This is a genomic window from Paraburkholderia hospita (genome assembly GCF_002902965.1).
Taxonomy (GTDB): domain Bacteria; phylum Pseudomonadota; class Gammaproteobacteria; order Burkholderiales; family Burkholderiaceae; genus Paraburkholderia; species Paraburkholderia hospita.
In genome coordinates this window covers 2027122-2043492 of the sequence record NZ_CP026106.1, presented here as the reverse complement: position 1 = coordinate 2043492, position 16371 = coordinate 2027122, and the positions used below count along the sequence as shown (strand labels likewise).

Here is a 16371-nt window from a genome sequence, read left to right as displayed (position 1 = left end):
ACGGCTGGCTGGCGCTCGCAGCCTCTTTATCCTGGACGTCGCGCAGCGAAATGCAAAGGGAAAACGCGCGTTTAGCCGCGTGATTCAAAAAATGCTGTGATTGCAGGCGTGGAGTGCTTTCGTGCGGACGGGTGCCATCAGGCAGCGGTCGCGCGAACTGCACGCAGGATGAAGCGTAGAGACGGGCTCGTTCTGGTTCGCGACGCGTAATAAGCGAGCCGAATTGTCAAATTCGAATCGAAGGCGGCGATTGTTAAACGTTAAGTGAGTTGAGGTTCAAGCAGCGCACTCAGTCAGGTGCTCACGCCGCCGCTTCGATCATTTCGTCGTCGGGCGCGGTGGCGGCTTCCGTCGCTTCCGCTGCGAGCAGGTTGAACACGACGAGGATCGCTTCGCGGTTTTCAGCGTGAATTGCAATGCCGAGCTCGTCGCGCAGCCACTGGCCAATCTTCGTGTTGGAAAACTGCGCGGCGTCGTCCGTCTTCTTCATCGTGACACCGAGCTTGACGGCACGATAGTGATAGGAGGGCACCCGATGCTGCGCGGCCACCGCCGACAGACCGCCTTTCGCTTCCGAGCACCAGCCGAGGCTGCCCGCGAGCACGATGCGCTCGGGCGAATCGAGCGACGCGATGAACTCGCGCGCGGCCTGGCGCACGCCGCGTTCGCTCAGGCCGTATTGCAGCAGCACGCTTTCGACGGGATCTTCGAGCGCCTGCGCGCGCAGATCGATCTCCTGCATCATGCCTTCGTTTTCCATCGACACATTGCGCTGATGGCTCGCGCTCCTCAGGCAGTCGATCAGATAGCGGCGGAAGTAAGCGCAGATCGCGTAGCTGTTGGACGGCGCGCTTTCCGGCGTCGCCTTCGATTCGACGTGGTTTGGCGCAAGACGCAGCACCTTCGTATAGATGAACTGATGCACGAGCTCTTCCTTGTCTTCGCCGAGCGCGTGCAATTCGAGCGGGTGGTAGGTGCGCAACGCGCGCTTCACGAGATCGTACATCGACATCATTTCGTCGTCCGTGAGCTGCGTGCGGCGGCGCCACAGGTCGGGAAGAACGGCTTCGTCGAGAGTGCGTGCGAAAACCTGGCTCGGAACTGCGCCCATGAAGGCCTCCATCGGTAAGGGGCAAGGAGCGCGGTGGCAGCGGGGGATGCCGCCAGTAGAGCCTCGACAAACAGGCATGAAACAGGTCGTGAAGCTGAACCTTCAGAGGCTGTTGGCCGCGCTTGAATGTTGAATCGTTGAACCCAGTATGCTTTTTGCACGCGGCGCCGCCTATATGGATTAAGTGATAGCTGAAGGGTAAACCGCCGGCAAGACGGGTAAACTATCTTTAGACTGTACCGGGTGCTCTTTATAGGACGCGTGAGGCCCGGGTTTTATTCCCAATCTGGTGCAATCGGCGGCGGTTTGACAGAAAACGAAACGACCAGCGAATCTCGTACAGTACGGGAGCGATCCAAAGTACTCGTTCCCGCCGACCGAATAATCAATTGAATGGACGGGAGCGACGCGCCCAGGCGCCAGCTCCTGCCGACAAGGAGACCGCACGATGCGGGCCGATCCCATCCAGCGCGCGATCGACGAAGACCTCGTGCGCGTGCTGTACGCGCAGGACCCGATTGCTTTCTTCACGCACTGGTTCTCGATTGCGGTGCTGGTGGCGATCTACTGGAATAACATCCCGCATCCGCATCTTTTCGCGGCCTGCTTCATCTTCTATGGCTTCGCCAACTGCGCGAGCCTCGCGCTGTGGATGTGCAACCGGCGCTGGGCCGAGTCCGTCTCGCCGCGCACGTGGATCAACCTGCACGCGGCACGCGGCGCGCTGCTCTACAGCGCCCCCGGCTTCGCGATCTGGTTCGCGTTCCAGAGCCCGCACACGGATCTCCCCATTCTGCACACGGTGATGCTCGTCACGCTGGCGGCGGGCGTGTTCATGTCGAACGGTTTCGACGTCGCCAACTTCGTGACGGCGATCCCGTTTCTGCTGCTGCCCGCCATCGTGCTGCACTTCGGCACCCACACGTTCGACCGCACGATTCTCGCGATCGTCCTCGCGTTCTTCTTCTGCGCGATCAACGTCTACGCGCTTAGCTACCGCAAGCTGTTCCAGCGCGTCGTGCAGGCACGCGTCGATCAGCAGGCGCTCGCCGAATCGCTCGCTGCGCAAAAGCTCGTCGCCGAGGAAGCGAGCCTCGCGAAGACGCGCTTCTTCGCCGCCGCGAGTCACGATCTGCGCCAGCCGCTGCATGCGATCGGCTTGCTCGCGGCGTCGCTGAACGACACGTCGGCGACGCCCGTGCAGCACGCGAAGACGGCCAATAACATTGCCAACAATGTCGAGGCGCTGAACCAGCTGTTCAACCAGGTGCTCGACCTGGCGCGGCTCGAAAGCGGCGTCACGCAGGTCATCAGGCTGCATTTCCGGCTGTCCGAACTGTTCGATCGCGTCGGCAACCAGTATTGGCCGCAGGCGGCCGCGAAAGGGCTCGCGCTGCGCATCGCGCCGACGGACACCGTGATTCACGACGACCCCGTGCTGCTGGAGCGGATCCTGAGCAACCTGCTGTCGAACGCGGTGCGCTATACGGAAAGCGGCGCGATCTGGATGGGCTTCCGGCGCGCGGGGCGGAGCGAGGGCGGCTATATCGAAGTGCGCGACTCGGGCATCGGTATTCCGCGGGCCGAGCAAGGGCGCATCTTCGAAGAGTTCTATCAGGTCGCCAATCCGCAGCGTGACGCGCGGCAAGGGCATGGTCTCGGGCTGCCGACCGTCAAGCGGCTCGTCGAGATGCTGGGCGGGCAGCTGCAATTGCGCTCGGCGCCGGGGCGCGGCTCGGTGTTCCGGTTCCCGGTGCAGGCGGGCGATCCGGCGCGGATCGTCGCCGGGCTGAACGATTCCGTCGCGAGCGGAGGGGCGGCGCTCGGGCGCCACGTGCTGTGCATCGACGACGAGCCGGCGATCCTCGAAGGCATACAGAGCCTGCTGGGCCGCTGGGGATGTATCGTGCGCGGCGTGCCCGACGAGCGTCTCGCGCTGCTGGCCATCGACGAAGGCTTCATGCCCGATGCCGTGCTCTGCGACTATCAGCTGGCGAACCACCGGACGGGCGCGCAGGCGCTCGGCGCGGTTCGCGACGCGCTCCGAAAGCGTGGCCGCGAGCGCGTGGTGACGCTGCTGATCACGGGCGATATGGCGTCGGTCGAACTGGAGGCGCTGGCGATGCAGGGCATCCCCGTGTTGCACAAGCCCGTGACGCCCGCGCGGCTGCGCCGCACGCTGGAGATGCTATGGCAGCAGCCGGGCGCGGTGGCAGACAAGCCGGGTGACCGCGCGGAATCTGTGACTTCTGAACAGCCGTTGACGACCCGCGGCTGACTCTCTCCGGCGGCGACACGCCAGGCTTTTCTGTCTGGCTTCCCGTTAACGTCAAAGGCTCGCGTCATGACGCGAGCCACATCGCGACCATCGACGATTTATTTCCTAATAGCAGCGGCGCCGCATAGCGCCGTTGCGCTTCCGTTCGCCGCCTGCGCCACCTCGTCCCTGCCTGCTCATCAGCCTTTTTGAGAAGTGTCTGATCGACCGGAGCCATGCCTGGCTGCTGAAATAAGCCGTTTCGCGATAACAGCGGCCCCCAAAGCCGCCGCGAACTTTTTCCGGCAACCCTCGCGTCCGGCCCATCGGCCCGGCGCGGCTTTCGATTCAATGAGGTGTAGAAGTGAACGGACATCCATCCGACAAGCTCGTCGCAGGCGTGCTGGCGGGCACGCTGCTGACGACCGTTTTCGTGGTCGGCATGTTGTATCTCGGCATTCCCGCCGAGCACCACGCGAACATGGCAATGCGCCTGGGCGCGCCTGTCGCGCTGTCGTGCGCGTTGCTGTTTCCCATGCCGCTGCTGCATCGCACGGTCATGCGCGAGCGCCGCAGCGAGTTCCTGCTCGACGAGGACCTCAACGCGATGCTGCTCGGCCGGGCGATCGGCGTGGTCGGCGGCGTTGCGCTAGGCGTCACGCTGGCGACGGAAATGCTCTGACGGGCATGTATCAAGTGCGGCTGCAAAGGCCGGGTCCTGCCGAAGGCGACGTTCTGTCGCCTTCTTTTTTATTCGCAATCAAAGCGTCTTTCCCGCTTCGAGCCAGCCGTTGATCACGGCAATGGCGGTCGCGCGGTTGTGCACGCCGAGCGCGCGGAAGATCACCGAAAGATGGACCTTGATCGTGCCTTCGGCGACGCCGAGATCGCGCGCGATCATCTTGTTGGTCCAGCCGCGATGCACGAGCCGCATGATTTCCTGCTGACGCGGCGACAGGTTCTCCAGCAGATGCTGCTGATGCGGCTGCAACGCCTCGATGCGAACGGGTGCCGCTTCTGGCGGCGCGGCCGTCGTCTGCCCGGCGATGGCTGTTGCGCTCGCCGTAGCGGCTTCCGCCGTGGCGGTCGCAGTCGCTGTATCCGCGCTGCGTGAGCCGAGCAGGCTGAGCGCTTCCATCGGCACATACGCGCCGCCCGACAGCACCAGCTCGATTGCCTTGAGCATCACGCTGGCCGGCTGGCGCTTCGGCACGAAACCGAGCGCGCCCGCCGCGAGCACGGCGCGCATCTCATCCGGCGATTCCTCCGCCGACAGCACGACCACGGGCAGCGCCGGATTGGCTTTCAGCAGGGCGTGCAATGAAGAGGCACCTGTCATGCCTGGCATGTGAAGATCGACGATGGCGAGATCGTGGTTGGCGTCGGGCCTTGCGGCGGCGGCCAGCGTTTCCCAGGTGTCGGCTTCGTCGAATACGGCGTCGGGATCGAGTCCGCGTAGCAGACCCTTGACGCCCTGGCGGATCAGTTCATGATCGTCGGCTACAAGAAACTTCATGATGTCTCCGCTGTGGACCAGAGTTGGCGCTTTAGCGCGTTCCTCTCGTCCCATGCAGGCGCTCGGCCCTGCCGGTGTTGTGCCATGTTGTCGGTCGGGACGAGGGCGGAGCGCGCGCTCCCCGTTGCGCGCGCTCCGTCCGCAAGGCCGCGACGCACCCGGGCGTGAACGCCCGCTGCGCATCGCAACCCGCTGCATTCCCTGCGGCCCGACCAGCGGTGGGCCGTCCATGCAGCAACAGCTTGTTTTGCTTCCCAAGCCGCGATCATATGCCGGATCGCCGGATGGGTCATGCTTGTCGCCCGGCTGCGCCGGCCTTGCGGCCAGCGCGCTGCCGCGCTTCATTGTTCGCGTCGGTCGTCTGGAATGCAACGGCGCCGGCGTGGTTTTATCAGTTGCTCTGGTCTCGCTCGCGCAGCCGCTGCGGCCTCGCCGGAAAGTCCGGCGCGGTCATCGCGGTTTGGGCGCGTGTGGTTTTCCCTGGTTTGTACGGCACTGCATCGGAGGCCAGGAGGATGGTGCTCTCGCGGCCTGCTACGTAGACGAGCTTCGCGGAAGGATTTTGAAGGCAAGCGGGCGGCCTCGACGGGCCGCCCGGCAGGTTATGCGCGGCGGATGCGCGCAAGCGTGTTTGGCTGTCGTCAGCCGATCAGGTAATCGCGAACAGCGTCGCGTTCATCAGCGCCTTGAACGCATAGCCCACGATCATCGCGCCGCCCACGCCGCCGCACCACAGTGCGACGAACCAGAGCCAGCCGGGCAGCCGCACCCGGCGCGATCTGGTGCGGGCGGGCTTAGTGGTAATGGACGTCGCCATGGCGCACCTTGCCGCGGAAAACCCAGTAGCCCATCGTCGTATAGCCGATGATGATGGGGATGATGATGGCTGCGCCGACCAGCGTGAACATCTGGCTCGAACGCGGAGCGGCCGCTTCCCAGAGCGTGAGGCTCGACGGAATCGCGTACGGCCACAGGCTCACGAGCAACCCGACATAGCCGAGCAGCACGAGACCGAGTGCCATCATGAACGGCGTGTTGTGATGCCGGTCGCGCACCGCGCGGCGCATGAAGAACGTGCAGATTGCGACGAGGAACGGCACCGGCAGCAGGCGCCAGAAGATGCCGGCGTCGAACCAGCGTTGCGCGATCTCGGGTTCTTGCAGCGGCGTCCACAGGCTGACGACGACGATGAAGCCGAGCAGCACGATCGTCAGCGGCCACACGACGCGATGCAGACGTCGTTGCAGATCGCCTTCTGTCTTCGCGACGAGCCAGCAGCAGCCGAGCAGCGCGTACGTGACGACGAGGCCGAGACCCGTCAGCAGCGAGAACGGCGTGAGCCAGCCGAATGCATCGCCTGCGAAGCTGCCGCCGACAACCGGGATGCCTTGCAAAAACGCGCCGAGCGCGATGCCCTGGAAGAATGCCGCGCCCGTCGAGCCGCCGATGAACGCCAGATCCCAAAGATGCTTCGTGCGATTCGCCTTGGCGCGAATTTCGAACGACACGCCGCGGAAAATCAGGCACACGAGCATGAAGACGAGGGGCAGATAGAGCGCGGAAAGCACTGTCGAATAGACGATGGGAAACGCCGCGAACAGGCCTGCGCCGCCGAGCACGAGCCATGTCTCGTTGCCGTCCCAGACGGGTGCGACGGTGTTCATCATCAGGTCGCGTTCTTTTTCGTCGGGGAAGAACGGAAACACGATGCCGATGCCCAAATCGAAACCGTCCAGCACGACGTATATGAATAGGCCCAGTGCGATGATCGCGGCCCAGACTATGGTTACATCCATTTTTCTCTCGGCTATCGAAGATTGGAAGGTTGGATCAGGCGTCGATCATCTGGTCGACGGTGGATAGCGGGCGGCGCGCGCCGCGCCTGGGCGCGTCGGGGATGCCATCCGGTGTGTGGCCGGGCAACGCTGGGCCGGAGCGCATCAGCTTGAACATGTAGTAGATGCCCGTGCCGAACACGAGAAAGTAGATGACGACGAACGCCATCAACGAAATGCCGACCTGTTGCGCGGAGAGCGGCGACACGGCTTCGATGGTGCGCTTGACGCCGTACACGACCCACGGCTGACGCCCGACTTCCGTCGTCACCCAGCCGGCGAGCAGCGACAGAAAGCCCGTCGGTCCCATCGCGATCGCGATGCGGTGGAACCACTTCGCGTCGTACAGCTTGCCGCGCCGGCGCAGCGCCCATGCGGCGAGTGCGAAGGCGATCATCGCGACGCCGAGGCCCGCCATCACGCGGAAGCTCCAGAACACGACGGTCGAATTCGGGCGGTCTTCTTTTGGGAAACTCTTCAACCCGCGGATTTCGCCGTCCCAGCTATGCGTGAGGATCAGGCTGCCGAGGTGGGGAATCGACACGGCGTACTTCGTGGTTTCCGCCTGCATGTCGGGGATGCCGAACAGGTTCAGCGCAGTGCCGCCTTTCTCCGTGTCCCACAGACCTTCGATCGCCGCGATCTTCGCGGGCTGGTGTTCGCGCGTGTTCAGGCCATGCGCGTCGCCGACGAAGGCCTGAACGGGCGCGAGGACCAGCAGCATCCACAGCGCCATCGAGAACATCTTTTTGACTGCGTTGTCGCGCCGTCCCTTGAGCAGATGCCATGCACCGACGGCCGCGACGACGAGCGCCGTGACGATGAAGGCGGCGATCGCCATGTGCGCGAGGCGGTAGGGGAACGACGGATTGAAGATGATCTTGAACCAGTCGACGGGGACGACGTGGTTATCGACGATATCGAAGCCTTGCGGCGTCTGCATCCAGCTATTGGACGCGAGAATCCAGAACGTCGAGATCAACGTGCCGATCGCGACCATCAGCGTCGCGCCGAAGTGCGCGCGCGGGCTGACGCGTTGCCAGCCGAACAGCATGATGCCGAGAAAGCCTGCTTCGAGGAAGAACGCGGTCATCACCTCGTACATCAGCAGCGGGCCAGTGACGGGGCCGGCGAACGACGAGAAGCCCGACCAGTTCGTACCGAACTCGTAGCTCATGACGACGCCGGAGACGACGCCCATGCCGAAGGCCACGGCGAAGATCTTCGACCAGAACAGACAAAGATCTTTGTAGTAGGCCTTACCGGTTTTGAGCCAGCGCCATTCGAGGACGGCGATGAAGCTGGCGAGCCCGATGCTGAGCGCAGGAAAGATGATGTGAAACGAGACCGTGAACGCGAACTGCATGCGGGCCAGGTCGAAGGCGGAGATTGCGGTGGTCATGTGTCCGAATCCGGGTGACAACGCGCGTCGACTGGTGTTGGCGCGCACTGCGTTTCGTGCAGATGACCGCAAGCGTAGGGGAATGTGGGTTGTTTTGCTGCGGCGCTTTGTGTGGCGATTTGGCGCAGATCGGCGGTTCTGTGGGCGTGATTTTTTGCTGTAAATGGTTGATCTGGATCGGGATTTGGATTTGCTGGTTTGCGCGGCGGTCGCATGCGCTAGCGAGGGAAGTGCGGCAATCGACCGCGTCGCAGCACGCTGTTTGTCGATGTCGCGCGACGCGGTTGTGCGATGAGATGTCGCAGTGGGTTTTGTTTTTGTCTGCGACGCTGGGTGGTCCGATTTGTTTTGCGCGGGCCTCCGCGATGCGTTTGGCTTTTATGCCTCTGTGGTGACATCCGCGTCACGGTGATTGCTGTTCATGCGTTGCACCTGTGCGGCGCGGCAGCTACTTTGTCTGCGACGGCGGCTGGTTGGTTTGCTCGTGTTTTCGCTGGCATCCGCGCTACGATGTTTGCCGTTCACGCGTCGCCCCTGTGCGGGGCGGCACCTACTTTTCTTTGCCGCCGCAAAGAAAAGTAGGCAAAAGAAAGCGGCTAACACCGCCAATCTTTCTTCCTGCCTGAGGGCCCCCAAAGGGTCTTACGCTTCACACGGCAGCATTTCTGTTCGCGTTCGTTGCCAACGCTTCGAATGATCGTCTCACCCACTTCAAACACCCGAACAAGAGCTAGCGGCAGCGAATGGTTTGCGCCGCCCAGGTGGCAAACTGTGTGTAGGTTGTCGTGTCGTATAGCCTGGCGCTCGTACATGGTGGAACGCGTGCGCTATCGGTCCGGAGTGAGGCGTGTGAGGTGCTACGGCCTACACACAGTTTGCCACCTGGGCGGCAGAGGAATATCTGGCACGGCACGCTGCAACGCGGGCGCATGAAGCGGGTGATGCGCACCGCAAGACCGTTGGCAACGAACGCGAGCAGGTGCGTTGCCGTGTGAAGCGTAAGACCCTTTGGGGGCCCTCAGGCAAACACAAGGATTGGCGGTGTTAGCCGCTTTCTTTTGCCTACTTTTCTTTGCGGCGGCAAAGAAAAGTAGGTGCCGCCCCGCACAGGGGCGACGCTTGAACGGCAAACACCATAACGCGGATGCCAGCTAAAAAGCAGGCACACCCCGGAAAACGCGTGCCCAGGTAAGTCACACCGCGGATGCCAGCGCAATGCAAACCGGACCCCCCAGCGTCGCAGACAACAAAAACCCCTTACCCAACATCAGACCAAAGCTTCCCACCCGTAGCCCAGTTCTCCCGCTTGACATCAATAAGCACAATATCAACAGAATTCGGCTCGACATTCAGCGACTCGCACGTCGCCTTCGTGATGGCCTCAACGAACTGGCGCTTCTGCTCAACGGTACGACCTTCAAAAAGCTCGATATGAAAAGTAGGCATGTCTCGTATCCCTTAGAAAAAAATTCAACCCTTATACGAAGCATCGATGCGATCAAGCTTGCGCAACAACGCCGGCCATTCAATGGCACCTTCAACAGCGCCCCCATCGTAAAGCTGTTCAGCCGTGCGCTCAGCCACGGCCTCCGATGGCAACACCAGCGCAACACCGCCCGTCTGCGCAAGCAATTGAATCTCGCAAGCCTTGATCAGCGTCGCCATCAGCACATACGCTTCCGCAACCGTGCGGCCCGTCGTCAGCGTACCGTGATTACGCAATAGCATCGCCGGCTTGTCGGCGAGATCCGCAACGAGGCGCTCGCCCTCCGCCGGCGTGAACGCAAGGCCCTCGTAATCGTGATACGCAAGATAGCCATGAAAACGCAGCGCATGCTGCGAGCCCGGCAAGAGCCCATCCTTTTGCAGCGACACGGCAATGCCCGCCGTATTGTGCAGATGCATCACGCAAAACGCGTCGGCGCGCGCCGCGTGAACAGCCGCGTGCAACGCAAAGCCCGTCGCGTTCACCGGGTGCTCGCTCGCACCGACGATGTTGCCCGCGATATCGATCTTCACCAGATTCGACGCGCACACTTCATCGAACGAGAGGCCGAACGGATTGATCAGAAAATGACCGGGCTCGTCGGGCACGCTCGCGGAAATATGCGTGTAGACGAGATCGTCCCAGCCGTTGAGCGCCGCAAGCCGGTACGCGGCCGCGAGATCGACGCGCGTGCGCTGCTCCGCCTCCGACATGAGCTTCGACTGCGCAATGCGGCCCGCAGGCGTATGAGCGAACGACGACATGACGTCTCCTGTTGCTGGCCGCTTCAGCCCTCGGGCGAAACGGCACGGGTTGTTTTCTCTCGACGCCCTAAGCCCGCAGATATCTCAATCGCGGAATCAGGAGCGCGGTTCGGGTTGCTAGCGCTTGTGCGGCGAGTATCGCGCATCAGCAAGCGCATCGTCCACGTCGCGACGACGAACGGCGCCGTCATCGCCGGCAGGCCCGACACAATGGCGGCCTGCTGCATCGCGACGGATATGCCCACGCCAGCGAGCGCCCCCAGTACGCCGCAATCGGCCAGAGCGAGCGCGGTGAGCGCGCCATTGAATCCTAACAGGCCCGCCGAGAGCGATGCACTATCCACGCCGATCAGCCAGTGCGCCGATGTCGCGAGCGCCGCGCCTGCGAGCGCAAACAGCGCGGAGCGCATCGATGACAGTGCAATGCCGCCAAGTATCAACACGCCCGCCAGCGCGCTGCACGCAAACGATGTCTGCGCAACACCCGTCAGCAAGCCGCGCATGGGATCGAACCACGAATCCGCGTCGCTCGCGGCGACGTGCGTCGGCGCCGGATAAACAAGCGGCAGCCACGCCCACGTCACAAGCAGGCAAGGACTCGAATAAAAGCCAAGGCCGCGCGAGCGCAATAACCGCGTCCACGGCCCAAGCAGCCATGCAGCCGCCGTCGCCGCGAGTATCGCAACGGCCATCGCGGTGGCGTCGTCGGCGATGAAGGTGAACGCGGCGAGTCCCGCGAGCGCGCCGTTGAAGCCGTGCAGTCCGTCGCGCGTATCGGCGGGATCGTAGCCGCGCAACACGGCGCCGACGTTCGCCGCGATCGCGCCCGTCAGCGCGGCGCATGCGAGGCGCGCATCGCTGACGAGCCACGCGGCCAGCACGCACGCGCCCGTCGCCGCGTTCCGTTGCAGGACGATCTGGCCGAAGCTGCGCAACAGCGTGCGCAATGCATCGAATGGTTCTTCATGGAGCGCGGCGGACATGGGGTAATACCGTTTCAACTGACGTGACGAAGACGTGACAAAGCCGCGCGAGGCGGAACTCACGCGGCGCTTTCGATTCGAAGCAGACGAAACGCGAGCATAGGGCAGGCGAGGCGCAAGTGGCATGCGCGCGCGTTGATAGCGGCTATTTGAGCGACGCGGTCGGGCGACTCACCAATTCGCGTGGCGCGTTACGATGTTATCCATGGGCGCGTCATTCCCGGCGATCCCATACAGGAGACAGATTCATGCGTGAAGTGCGTTGGACCCCGGAAGAGGGCGAAGGCGTCGAGCATCTCGCATTCGACGCGCGCGTCGACGGCTTTTACGCCGAAAGCGTGCTGGTCGGCGAACGCGATGACCGCGCGTACGGCCTCATGTACCGCGTGAAATGCGATCCGCAATGGCGCACGCTGCACGCGTGGCTAAAGGTGACGGGCGGCCCCGAACTCGAATTGCACGGTGACGGCGAGGGCAACTGGCGCGATGGGCATGGGCTTGTGCTGACATCGCTGGCGGGCTGCATCGATATCGACATCGCCGCCACGCCGTTCACGAACACGCTGCCGATCCGCCGTCTGCAACTGGCTAAGGGCGCGCGCGAGTCGATTGGCGTCGTGTTCATTTCGACGCCCGATTTGCAGGTCTCGCGCGTCGAGCAGGCGTACACGTGCATCGAGCCGGACAGCGAGTATCGCTACGAAGGCATCGACACCGGCTTCGCGGCGGAATTAAAAGTGGACGAGGACGGACTCGTCATCGACTATCCGATGATGTTCACGCGCACGTTGCCGCTAGTCTGACGCGACGCTTCACGCTCGCCGATGAATGCGTCGATGCTGGCCGCGACGCGCGCCGGTTCGCGCGGCGCGCTGCTTCAAACGTTTCGGTGCAGTGCGTGCAGCGGCTTCAGTCGCTGGCGGTTTCGGCGTCGGCGGGCAGTGCCTCGCTGCCCTGTCCGAGCGTGCGCTGCATCACCGTCGAGTCGAGCCATCGGCCATGCTTGAAGCCGACCGCCTTCAACGTGCCGACCAGTTCGAACCCGGCGTTACGGTGCAGCGACAGCGAGCCGCCGCGTCCGCCATCGGCGATGACGGCGATCATCTGGCGCCACGGGCCCTGTTCGCATCGCTCGATGAGTTCCGCGAGCAGCGCGCGCCCGACGCCGCGGCCACGGTACGCATCGTCGATATAGATCGAGTCTTCGATCGTAAAGCGATACGCGATTCGCGGACGATAGAGCGTCGCATACGCGTACCCCGCGAGCTTGCCGTCGACAATCGCCACGATATACGGCAAGCCATGCGAAAGCACGGCCGCGCGGCGCTGCCGCAAATCGTCGACGGACGGCGGCGTCTCTTCGAACGAAGCGACGCCTGTCAGAACGTGGTGCGCGTAGATGGCCTGGATGGAGTGGAAGTCGGCGTCGGTGGCGTCGCGGATGACGGGCGCGGCGGCCGGGGAGGTCTCGCTCATTGTGTCGGGCTTACTGTGTCGAGGCTGGAAAGCTCTCACTATGCCTGTGGCGTGCGAGGAAATGAAGCGGGTCAAAAATGGCGGCGGTATGCGCCAGGGGAGCCGATGACGGTGAGCCGATCCAGGATGGTGAGTAAATCCAGGATGGTGAGTAAATCCAGGATGGTGAGTAAATCCAGGATGGTGAGTAAATCCAGGATGGTGAGTAAATCCAGGAGCAACGGCTGTCGCGCGTCAGCGTTCATCGAGGCGCCGGTACAATTCGAACCAGCCATGCCGATGCCACACATAGAGTGCCTTCCCGCTTGCAGGAGCAACCATGTCGACCGCTTCGTACGCCCACAAGCCGCTGACGCCGTTTCACCGCGCGCTCGCGCGCTTCTCGCTTTCGGAAAACGCCAAGTACGTGAAGCTCGCGCTCGGGCTGTGGATCGGCTTCTGGATTCCCTACAGCCTCGGTTATCCTGAAGCGGCCGTCGCGCTCGCCAGTTCGACGATGCTCACGCTCGCGCTCGGCAGCTCGATCTCCGCCGCGCGCGGCTACTTCTATCGACGTGTGATGTCGAACGTCGTCGCGATGCCGATCGCCACGCTCGTGATCTGGCTCACGGCGCCGCATCTGTTGCTCGGCACGCTGCTGCTGCCGCTCGTGATCTTCGCGATCGTGCGCCTGAGGCCGTCGCTGTTCCAGATGACGAGCATCACGATTCCGATGACGCTCGTGCTCTACACGGGCGAACATATTCCGCTGCTCGAACAGCGCCTGATCGGCGTCGTGCTGGGCATGCTGCTCGGCTTCATCATCCAGCAGATCGTCTTTCCGCCCGATCACGGCTTCTGGGCGAATCGTCTCGTCAACGATGGCAACGAACAGGCGTTGCAAGCGCTCGGCCAACTCGCGTCGGGCCAGCACGATTCGGCGCAACTGAAAACGATCATCGGCCAGTTGCGCAAGTCGAGCACCGACCTGAAAGAATCGCACGGCCTGCTCAAGCTCGATCTGGAGCAGGCGTGGATGTCGCCTCATCTGCAGCGCAATCGCGACCGGCTGCCGCTGTTCTGGTGTTATCACGAACTGTTCGACTCGCTCGTCAACTTCCTGGAGACGCTCGATACGTTTCACGAGCAGTTCACAGCGCTCGATCCCCGCTGGCGCGAAGCGTTTCTCGCCGGGCTCGCCAGACTGCTCGACGCGCACGGCAAGCTCGCGCTGGTGGCCGATCTGCGTGTCGAACGCGCGGCGCTCGAAGCGAAGCCCTTGCAGATGGATGCATTGCGCGACATCGTCGATACCTTGCCCGCGCCCGGCGTATTCACGAGCGTCTATCTGGGCCATCTGACGGGTTACGGCATTCTGCTGTGCCGGCTGAGCGACATGCATACGCAGCATCTGGCGGCCGCGCAGCCATCGACTGCGACGTGAGGCGCGTCGCAAAAGACGCATCGACAAGCGGCATGTGAAGAAGCCCTCTATACCACGGGCCGCCCGCGTACCGAACTGTCGATTAACATGCGTGCTTTTGCAACGTTAGCCTCGCCTCTGCGAGCTTTGTCATGAACCTGCTGTTACGTCTGTTCCTCACTTTCATGTTGAGTCCGCGTCGCGGACATCTGCACGTGCTCGATACCTGCGTCACGCCGTTTCGCGTGTGGCCCAACGATCTCGACGTGCTGCGCCATATGACGAACGGCCGCTACTTCACGATCCTCGATCTGGCGCGCGTCGACCTGATGATCCGCTCGCGCGTATGGCCGCAGATCAAAAAGCAGGGCTGGTATCCCGTCGTCACGCTGGAGACGATGCGCTTTCATCGCTCATTGGAGCTATGGGACCGCTACGACGTGGCGACGCGGGTGATCGGCTGGGACGAGCGGCATGTGTTCCTCGAGCAGGCGTTTATCCGCGATGGCGTGCAGGTTGCGCTGGGCGTCGTGCGCACACGCTTTCTGAAGCGCAGCGGCGGCACCGTGCCGACGGGCGAGCTGCTCGGGCTGGCGGGCGTCACGCAGGCGTCGCCCGCGTTGCCCGATTGGATCGTGCAGTGGAGCGCGGCGGAAGGCGGGATGACGCCGCCCGCCGCACCGCGCGAGATGTCCGCGCGGGGTTGAACGGCACGCGACGCGCTCGCTGAGGTGCGCGTCGCGCCAAGCCAAGGTCAGGCGCGTGCCGTTGCATGCGGCACGACGACCGCGCCATGCGGTCCATCGCCTCCCGGTCCGCCGCCAGGACCACCGCCGCCGGGCCCACCACCGTGGCCCGGCCCGCCGCCCCAGCCAGGCCCCGGTCCCCACCAGCATCCGGACAACGTGACGGTCAATGCGGCCATGACGGCCAGAATCGCGAGCTTGCGCATCGATTGCTCCTTCAATGAGTTGTGCGTGTCGCTGCACCGCTGCGAGCATGCGCGGCGCAGTGCGAAGCCGCACCTTACCCATCCTGGGCCAATCGCGTTTAACAGCCTCGTTACAGAATCAACAGAAGTTTTCGAGCCGCGGCGTGCTCGACATGCAGTGGAAGGTCGCGTGAAGGCCCGCCACGCATAGGGTTCCGCGTTTTCGCTGCGCGCCGACGCCCGTCACGCTTTGTCTGACTTTGTAAGGAGCGTTAAGGCATTCGCAGGCGAGCCACGTCGCCTTACTTCTTCTTGCGCCGCTTGCTGTTCGCCTCGCGCCATTCGATCATCGCGCGCAGCAGCACGACGCTCTGCTCATCGATGATCGCGCAGAGCTGCTTCAGCCGTTCACCATCGATCGACTTCCACTGCAATGCCGCCAATGCCGTGCAGCGTGTCAGATGAAAGGACACGAGCTGTCCGTTGATCGCCAGCAGCCGGATCACCGTTTCGGGATCTCCAGCAGGCCTTCCCAGCAGGCGCCCGACGATTTCCGAGCTCACGCTCAGAAGCGGCTTGCGCATGCGCTCGTTCAGGCGTTCGGCGGCGAACGCCGGGCCGAGTCCCGCCTGCTCGCGCGCCATGAACAGGCGCCAGGTGGCAGGCGTCTCCGTCGTGAACAGATAACTGGCGACGCGCGCCTGAATCGCGCGAAACGCGTCGATCAGTGCGTCGTCGGAAGGGTTCGCGTCGAGCACGGCCTGCGCGGCCTCGACGGCATCCGCGAAGTAGTCCGCCACGTTCGCCATGATGTATTCGACGCAGGCCTGATAGACGCCTTCCTTGTTGTCGAAGTAATACACGAGCGCGGGCGCGTTGACGCCCGCATGCTCGGCGATGTCGCGCGTGGATGCGCCTTCGAAGCCGCGTTCGCCGAACAGGCTCAGCGCCGCTTCGATGATCTTCGCGCGGGTCTCTTCGCCGCGCTGATAGCCGCCTTCCGCTGCGGGGCGGTGTCTCGGTGTGCGTGTCGTCACGTTGCTTTAGCTTTGCATGGGACTGGGGTAGGCGCTAAAGGGCCAACCCCAGTCGACAGGAAATGAGTAGGTGATGAGCGGAAAGGTAAAAGGTAAGGATCGTAAAAACAATACTGTTGACTAAATTGTATCAACTGGAATAATTATAACGATCGGTATAAATTTATCTGA

Annotated in this window: 17 protein-coding genes; 5 read left to right on the top strand and 12 right to left on the bottom strand. The window is 63.2% G+C overall.

Annotation, left to right across the window (positions count from 1 at the left end):
• Positions 1–301: 301 nt before the first annotated feature.
• The gene (locus C2L64_RS27485; protein ID WP_007589456.1) at positions 302–1111 is read right to left on the bottom strand and encodes a hypothetical protein; all 810 of its coding nucleotides are present in this window, start codon (positions 1109–1111) and stop codon (positions 302–304) included.
• 448 nt (positions 1112–1559) lie between these two features.
• On the opposite strand from C2L64_RS27485, the gene C2L64_RS27480 reads away from it, so the two are divergent.
• On the top strand, positions 1560–3389 hold the full coding sequence (locus tag C2L64_RS27480; protein ID WP_007589453.1) for an ATP-binding response regulator: 1830 nt from the start codon (positions 1560–1562) through the stop codon (positions 3387–3389).
• Between the two features lie 343 nt (positions 3390–3732).
• A complete protein-coding gene (locus C2L64_RS27475) occupies positions 3733–4050 on the top strand; it encodes a hypothetical protein (RefSeq protein ID WP_007589451.1) in 318 nt (105 codons plus the stop codon).
• Positions 4051–4128: 78 nt separating this feature from the next.
• On the opposite strand, the gene C2L64_RS27470 is transcribed toward C2L64_RS27475, so the two are convergent.
• The 7 genes from C2L64_RS27470 to C2L64_RS27445 form a co-directional block, all read right to left on the bottom strand.
• Positions 4129–4884, bottom strand: a complete 756-nt coding sequence (locus C2L64_RS27470; protein WP_007589443.1) for a response regulator transcription factor — start codon at positions 4882–4884, stop codon at positions 4129–4131.
• Positions 4885–5533: 649 nt separating this feature from the next.
• Positions 5534–5701: a hypothetical protein gene (locus tag C2L64_RS54210; RefSeq protein ID WP_165489522.1), complete on the bottom strand. Its 168-nt coding sequence runs from the start codon at positions 5699–5701 to the stop codon at positions 5534–5536.
• Positions 5679–6680 carry a cytochrome d ubiquinol oxidase subunit II gene (gene cydB, locus C2L64_RS27465; RefSeq protein ID WP_007589439.1) on the bottom strand — a complete coding sequence of 334 codons (1002 nt, stop codon included), beginning with the start codon at positions 6678–6680 and terminating at the stop codon, positions 5679–5681. The genes C2L64_RS54210 and cydB overlap by 23 nt, the downstream gene beginning before the upstream one ends.
• 34 nt (positions 6681–6714) lie before the next feature.
• Positions 6715–8121: a cytochrome ubiquinol oxidase subunit I gene (locus C2L64_RS27460; RefSeq protein WP_007589437.1), complete on the bottom strand. Its 1407-nt coding sequence runs from the start codon at positions 8119–8121 to the stop codon at positions 6715–6717.
• Positions 8122–9378: 1257 nt separating this feature from the next.
• On the bottom strand, positions 9379–9567 hold the full coding sequence (locus C2L64_RS27455) for a 4-oxalocrotonate tautomerase (protein ID WP_007580245.1): 189 nt from the start codon (positions 9565–9567) through the stop codon (positions 9379–9381).
• A 24-nt stretch (positions 9568–9591) separates the two neighbouring features.
• On the bottom strand, positions 9592–10371 hold the full coding sequence (locus C2L64_RS27450; RefSeq protein WP_007580243.1) for a class II aldolase/adducin family protein: 780 nt from the start codon (positions 10369–10371) through the stop codon (positions 9592–9594).
• Between the two features lie 23 nt (positions 10372–10394).
• Entirely contained in the window at positions 10395–11354 is a 960-nt protein-coding gene (locus C2L64_RS27445; protein WP_007580241.1) for an urea transporter, read from the bottom strand.
• A 248-nt stretch (positions 11355–11602) separates the two neighbouring features.
• On the opposite strand from C2L64_RS27445, the gene C2L64_RS27440 reads away from it, so the two are divergent.
• Positions 11603–12157: a putative glycolipid-binding domain-containing protein gene (locus tag C2L64_RS27440; protein WP_007580240.1), complete on the top strand. Its 555-nt coding sequence runs from the start codon at positions 11603–11605 to the stop codon at positions 12155–12157.
• Between the two features lie 106 nt (positions 12158–12263).
• Here C2L64_RS27440 and C2L64_RS27435 read toward each other — a convergent pair whose 3' ends face one another.
• Together C2L64_RS27435 and C2L64_RS53425 are read right to left on the bottom strand one after the other, a co-directional pair.
• Complete coding sequence (locus C2L64_RS27435; RefSeq protein WP_007580238.1) at positions 12264–12830, bottom strand: GNAT family N-acetyltransferase; 567 nt, start codon at positions 12828–12830, stop codon at positions 12264–12266.
• 71 nt (positions 12831–12901) lie between these two features.
• A complete protein-coding gene (locus C2L64_RS53425) occupies positions 12902–13075 on the bottom strand; it encodes a hypothetical protein (protein ID WP_176133896.1) in 174 nt (57 codons plus the stop codon).
• Between the two features lie 74 nt (positions 13076–13149).
• On the opposite strand from C2L64_RS53425, the gene C2L64_RS27430 reads away from it, so the two are divergent.
• Both C2L64_RS27430 and C2L64_RS27425 read left to right on the top strand, forming a co-directional pair.
• Positions 13150–14253 (top strand): aromatic acid exporter family protein, encoded by a 1104-nt coding sequence (locus C2L64_RS27430; protein ID WP_007580234.1) that lies wholly within the window; start codon positions 13150–13152, stop codon positions 14251–14253.
• Positions 14254–14384: 131 nt separating this feature from the next.
• Entirely contained in the window at positions 14385–14939 is a 555-nt protein-coding gene (locus tag C2L64_RS27425) for an acyl-CoA thioesterase (RefSeq protein ID WP_007580232.1), read from the top strand.
• A 47-nt stretch (positions 14940–14986) separates the two neighbouring features.
• On the opposite strand, the gene C2L64_RS27420 is transcribed toward C2L64_RS27425, so the two are convergent.
• Both C2L64_RS27420 and C2L64_RS27415 read right to left on the bottom strand, forming a co-directional pair.
• Complete coding sequence (locus tag C2L64_RS27420) at positions 14987–15184, bottom strand: hypothetical protein (protein WP_007580230.1); 198 nt, start codon at positions 15182–15184, stop codon at positions 14987–14989.
• 281 nt (positions 15185–15465) lie between these two features.
• Positions 15466–16200 (bottom strand): CerR family C-terminal domain-containing protein, encoded by a 735-nt coding sequence (locus C2L64_RS27415; protein WP_007580229.1) that lies wholly within the window; start codon positions 16198–16200, stop codon positions 15466–15468.
• Positions 16201–16371 lie beyond the last annotated feature (171 nt).

Bases quoted from the DNA above. Each gene is read 5' to 3' on its own strand.
- C2L64_RS27430 (WP_007580234.1), top strand. From the start codon at position 13,150: ATGTCGACCGCTTCGTACGCCCACAAGCCGCTGACGCCGTTTCACCGC.
- cydB (WP_007589439.1), bottom strand. From the start codon at position 6,680: ATGGATGTAACCATAGTCTGGGCCGCGATCATCGCACTGGGCCTATTC.
- C2L64_RS27460 (WP_007589437.1), bottom strand. From the start codon at position 8,121: ATGACCACCGCAATCTCCGCCTTCGACCTGGCCCGCATGCAGTTCGCG.
- C2L64_RS27470 (WP_007589443.1), bottom strand. From the start codon at position 4,884: ATGAAGTTTCTTGTAGCCGACGATCATGAACTGATCCGCCAGGGCGTC.
- C2L64_RS54210 (WP_165489522.1), bottom strand. From the start codon at position 5,701: ATGGCGACGTCCATTACCACTAAGCCCGCCCGCACCAGATCGCGCCGG.
- C2L64_RS27440 (WP_007580240.1), top strand. From the start codon at position 11,603: ATGCGTGAAGTGCGTTGGACCCCGGAAGAGGGCGAAGGCGTCGAGCAT.
- C2L64_RS27420 (WP_007580230.1), bottom strand. From the start codon at position 15,184: ATGCGCAAGCTCGCGATTCTGGCCGTCATGGCCGCATTGACCGTCACG.
- C2L64_RS27445 (WP_007580241.1), bottom strand. From the start codon at position 11,354: ATGTCCGCCGCGCTCCATGAAGAACCATTCGATGCATTGCGCACGCTG.
- C2L64_RS27455 (WP_007580245.1), bottom strand. From the start codon at position 9,567: ATGCCTACTTTTCATATCGAGCTTTTTGAAGGTCGTACCGTTGAGCAG.
- C2L64_RS27435 (WP_007580238.1), bottom strand. From the start codon at position 12,830: ATGAGCGAGACCTCCCCGGCCGCCGCGCCCGTCATCCGCGACGCCACC.
- C2L64_RS27425 (WP_007580232.1), top strand. From the start codon at position 14,385: ATGAACCTGCTGTTACGTCTGTTCCTCACTTTCATGTTGAGTCCGCGT.
- C2L64_RS27480 (WP_007589453.1), top strand. From the start codon at position 1,560: ATGCGGGCCGATCCCATCCAGCGCGCGATCGACGAAGACCTCGTGCGC.
- C2L64_RS53425 (WP_176133896.1), bottom strand. From the start codon at position 13,075: ATGAACGCTGACGCGCGACAGCCGTTGCTCCTGGATTTACTCACCATC.
- C2L64_RS27450 (WP_007580243.1), bottom strand. From the start codon at position 10,371: ATGTCGTCGTTCGCTCATACGCCTGCGGGCCGCATTGCGCAGTCGAAG.
- C2L64_RS27485 (WP_007589456.1), bottom strand. From the start codon at position 1,111: ATGGGCGCAGTTCCGAGCCAGGTTTTCGCACGCACTCTCGACGAAGCC.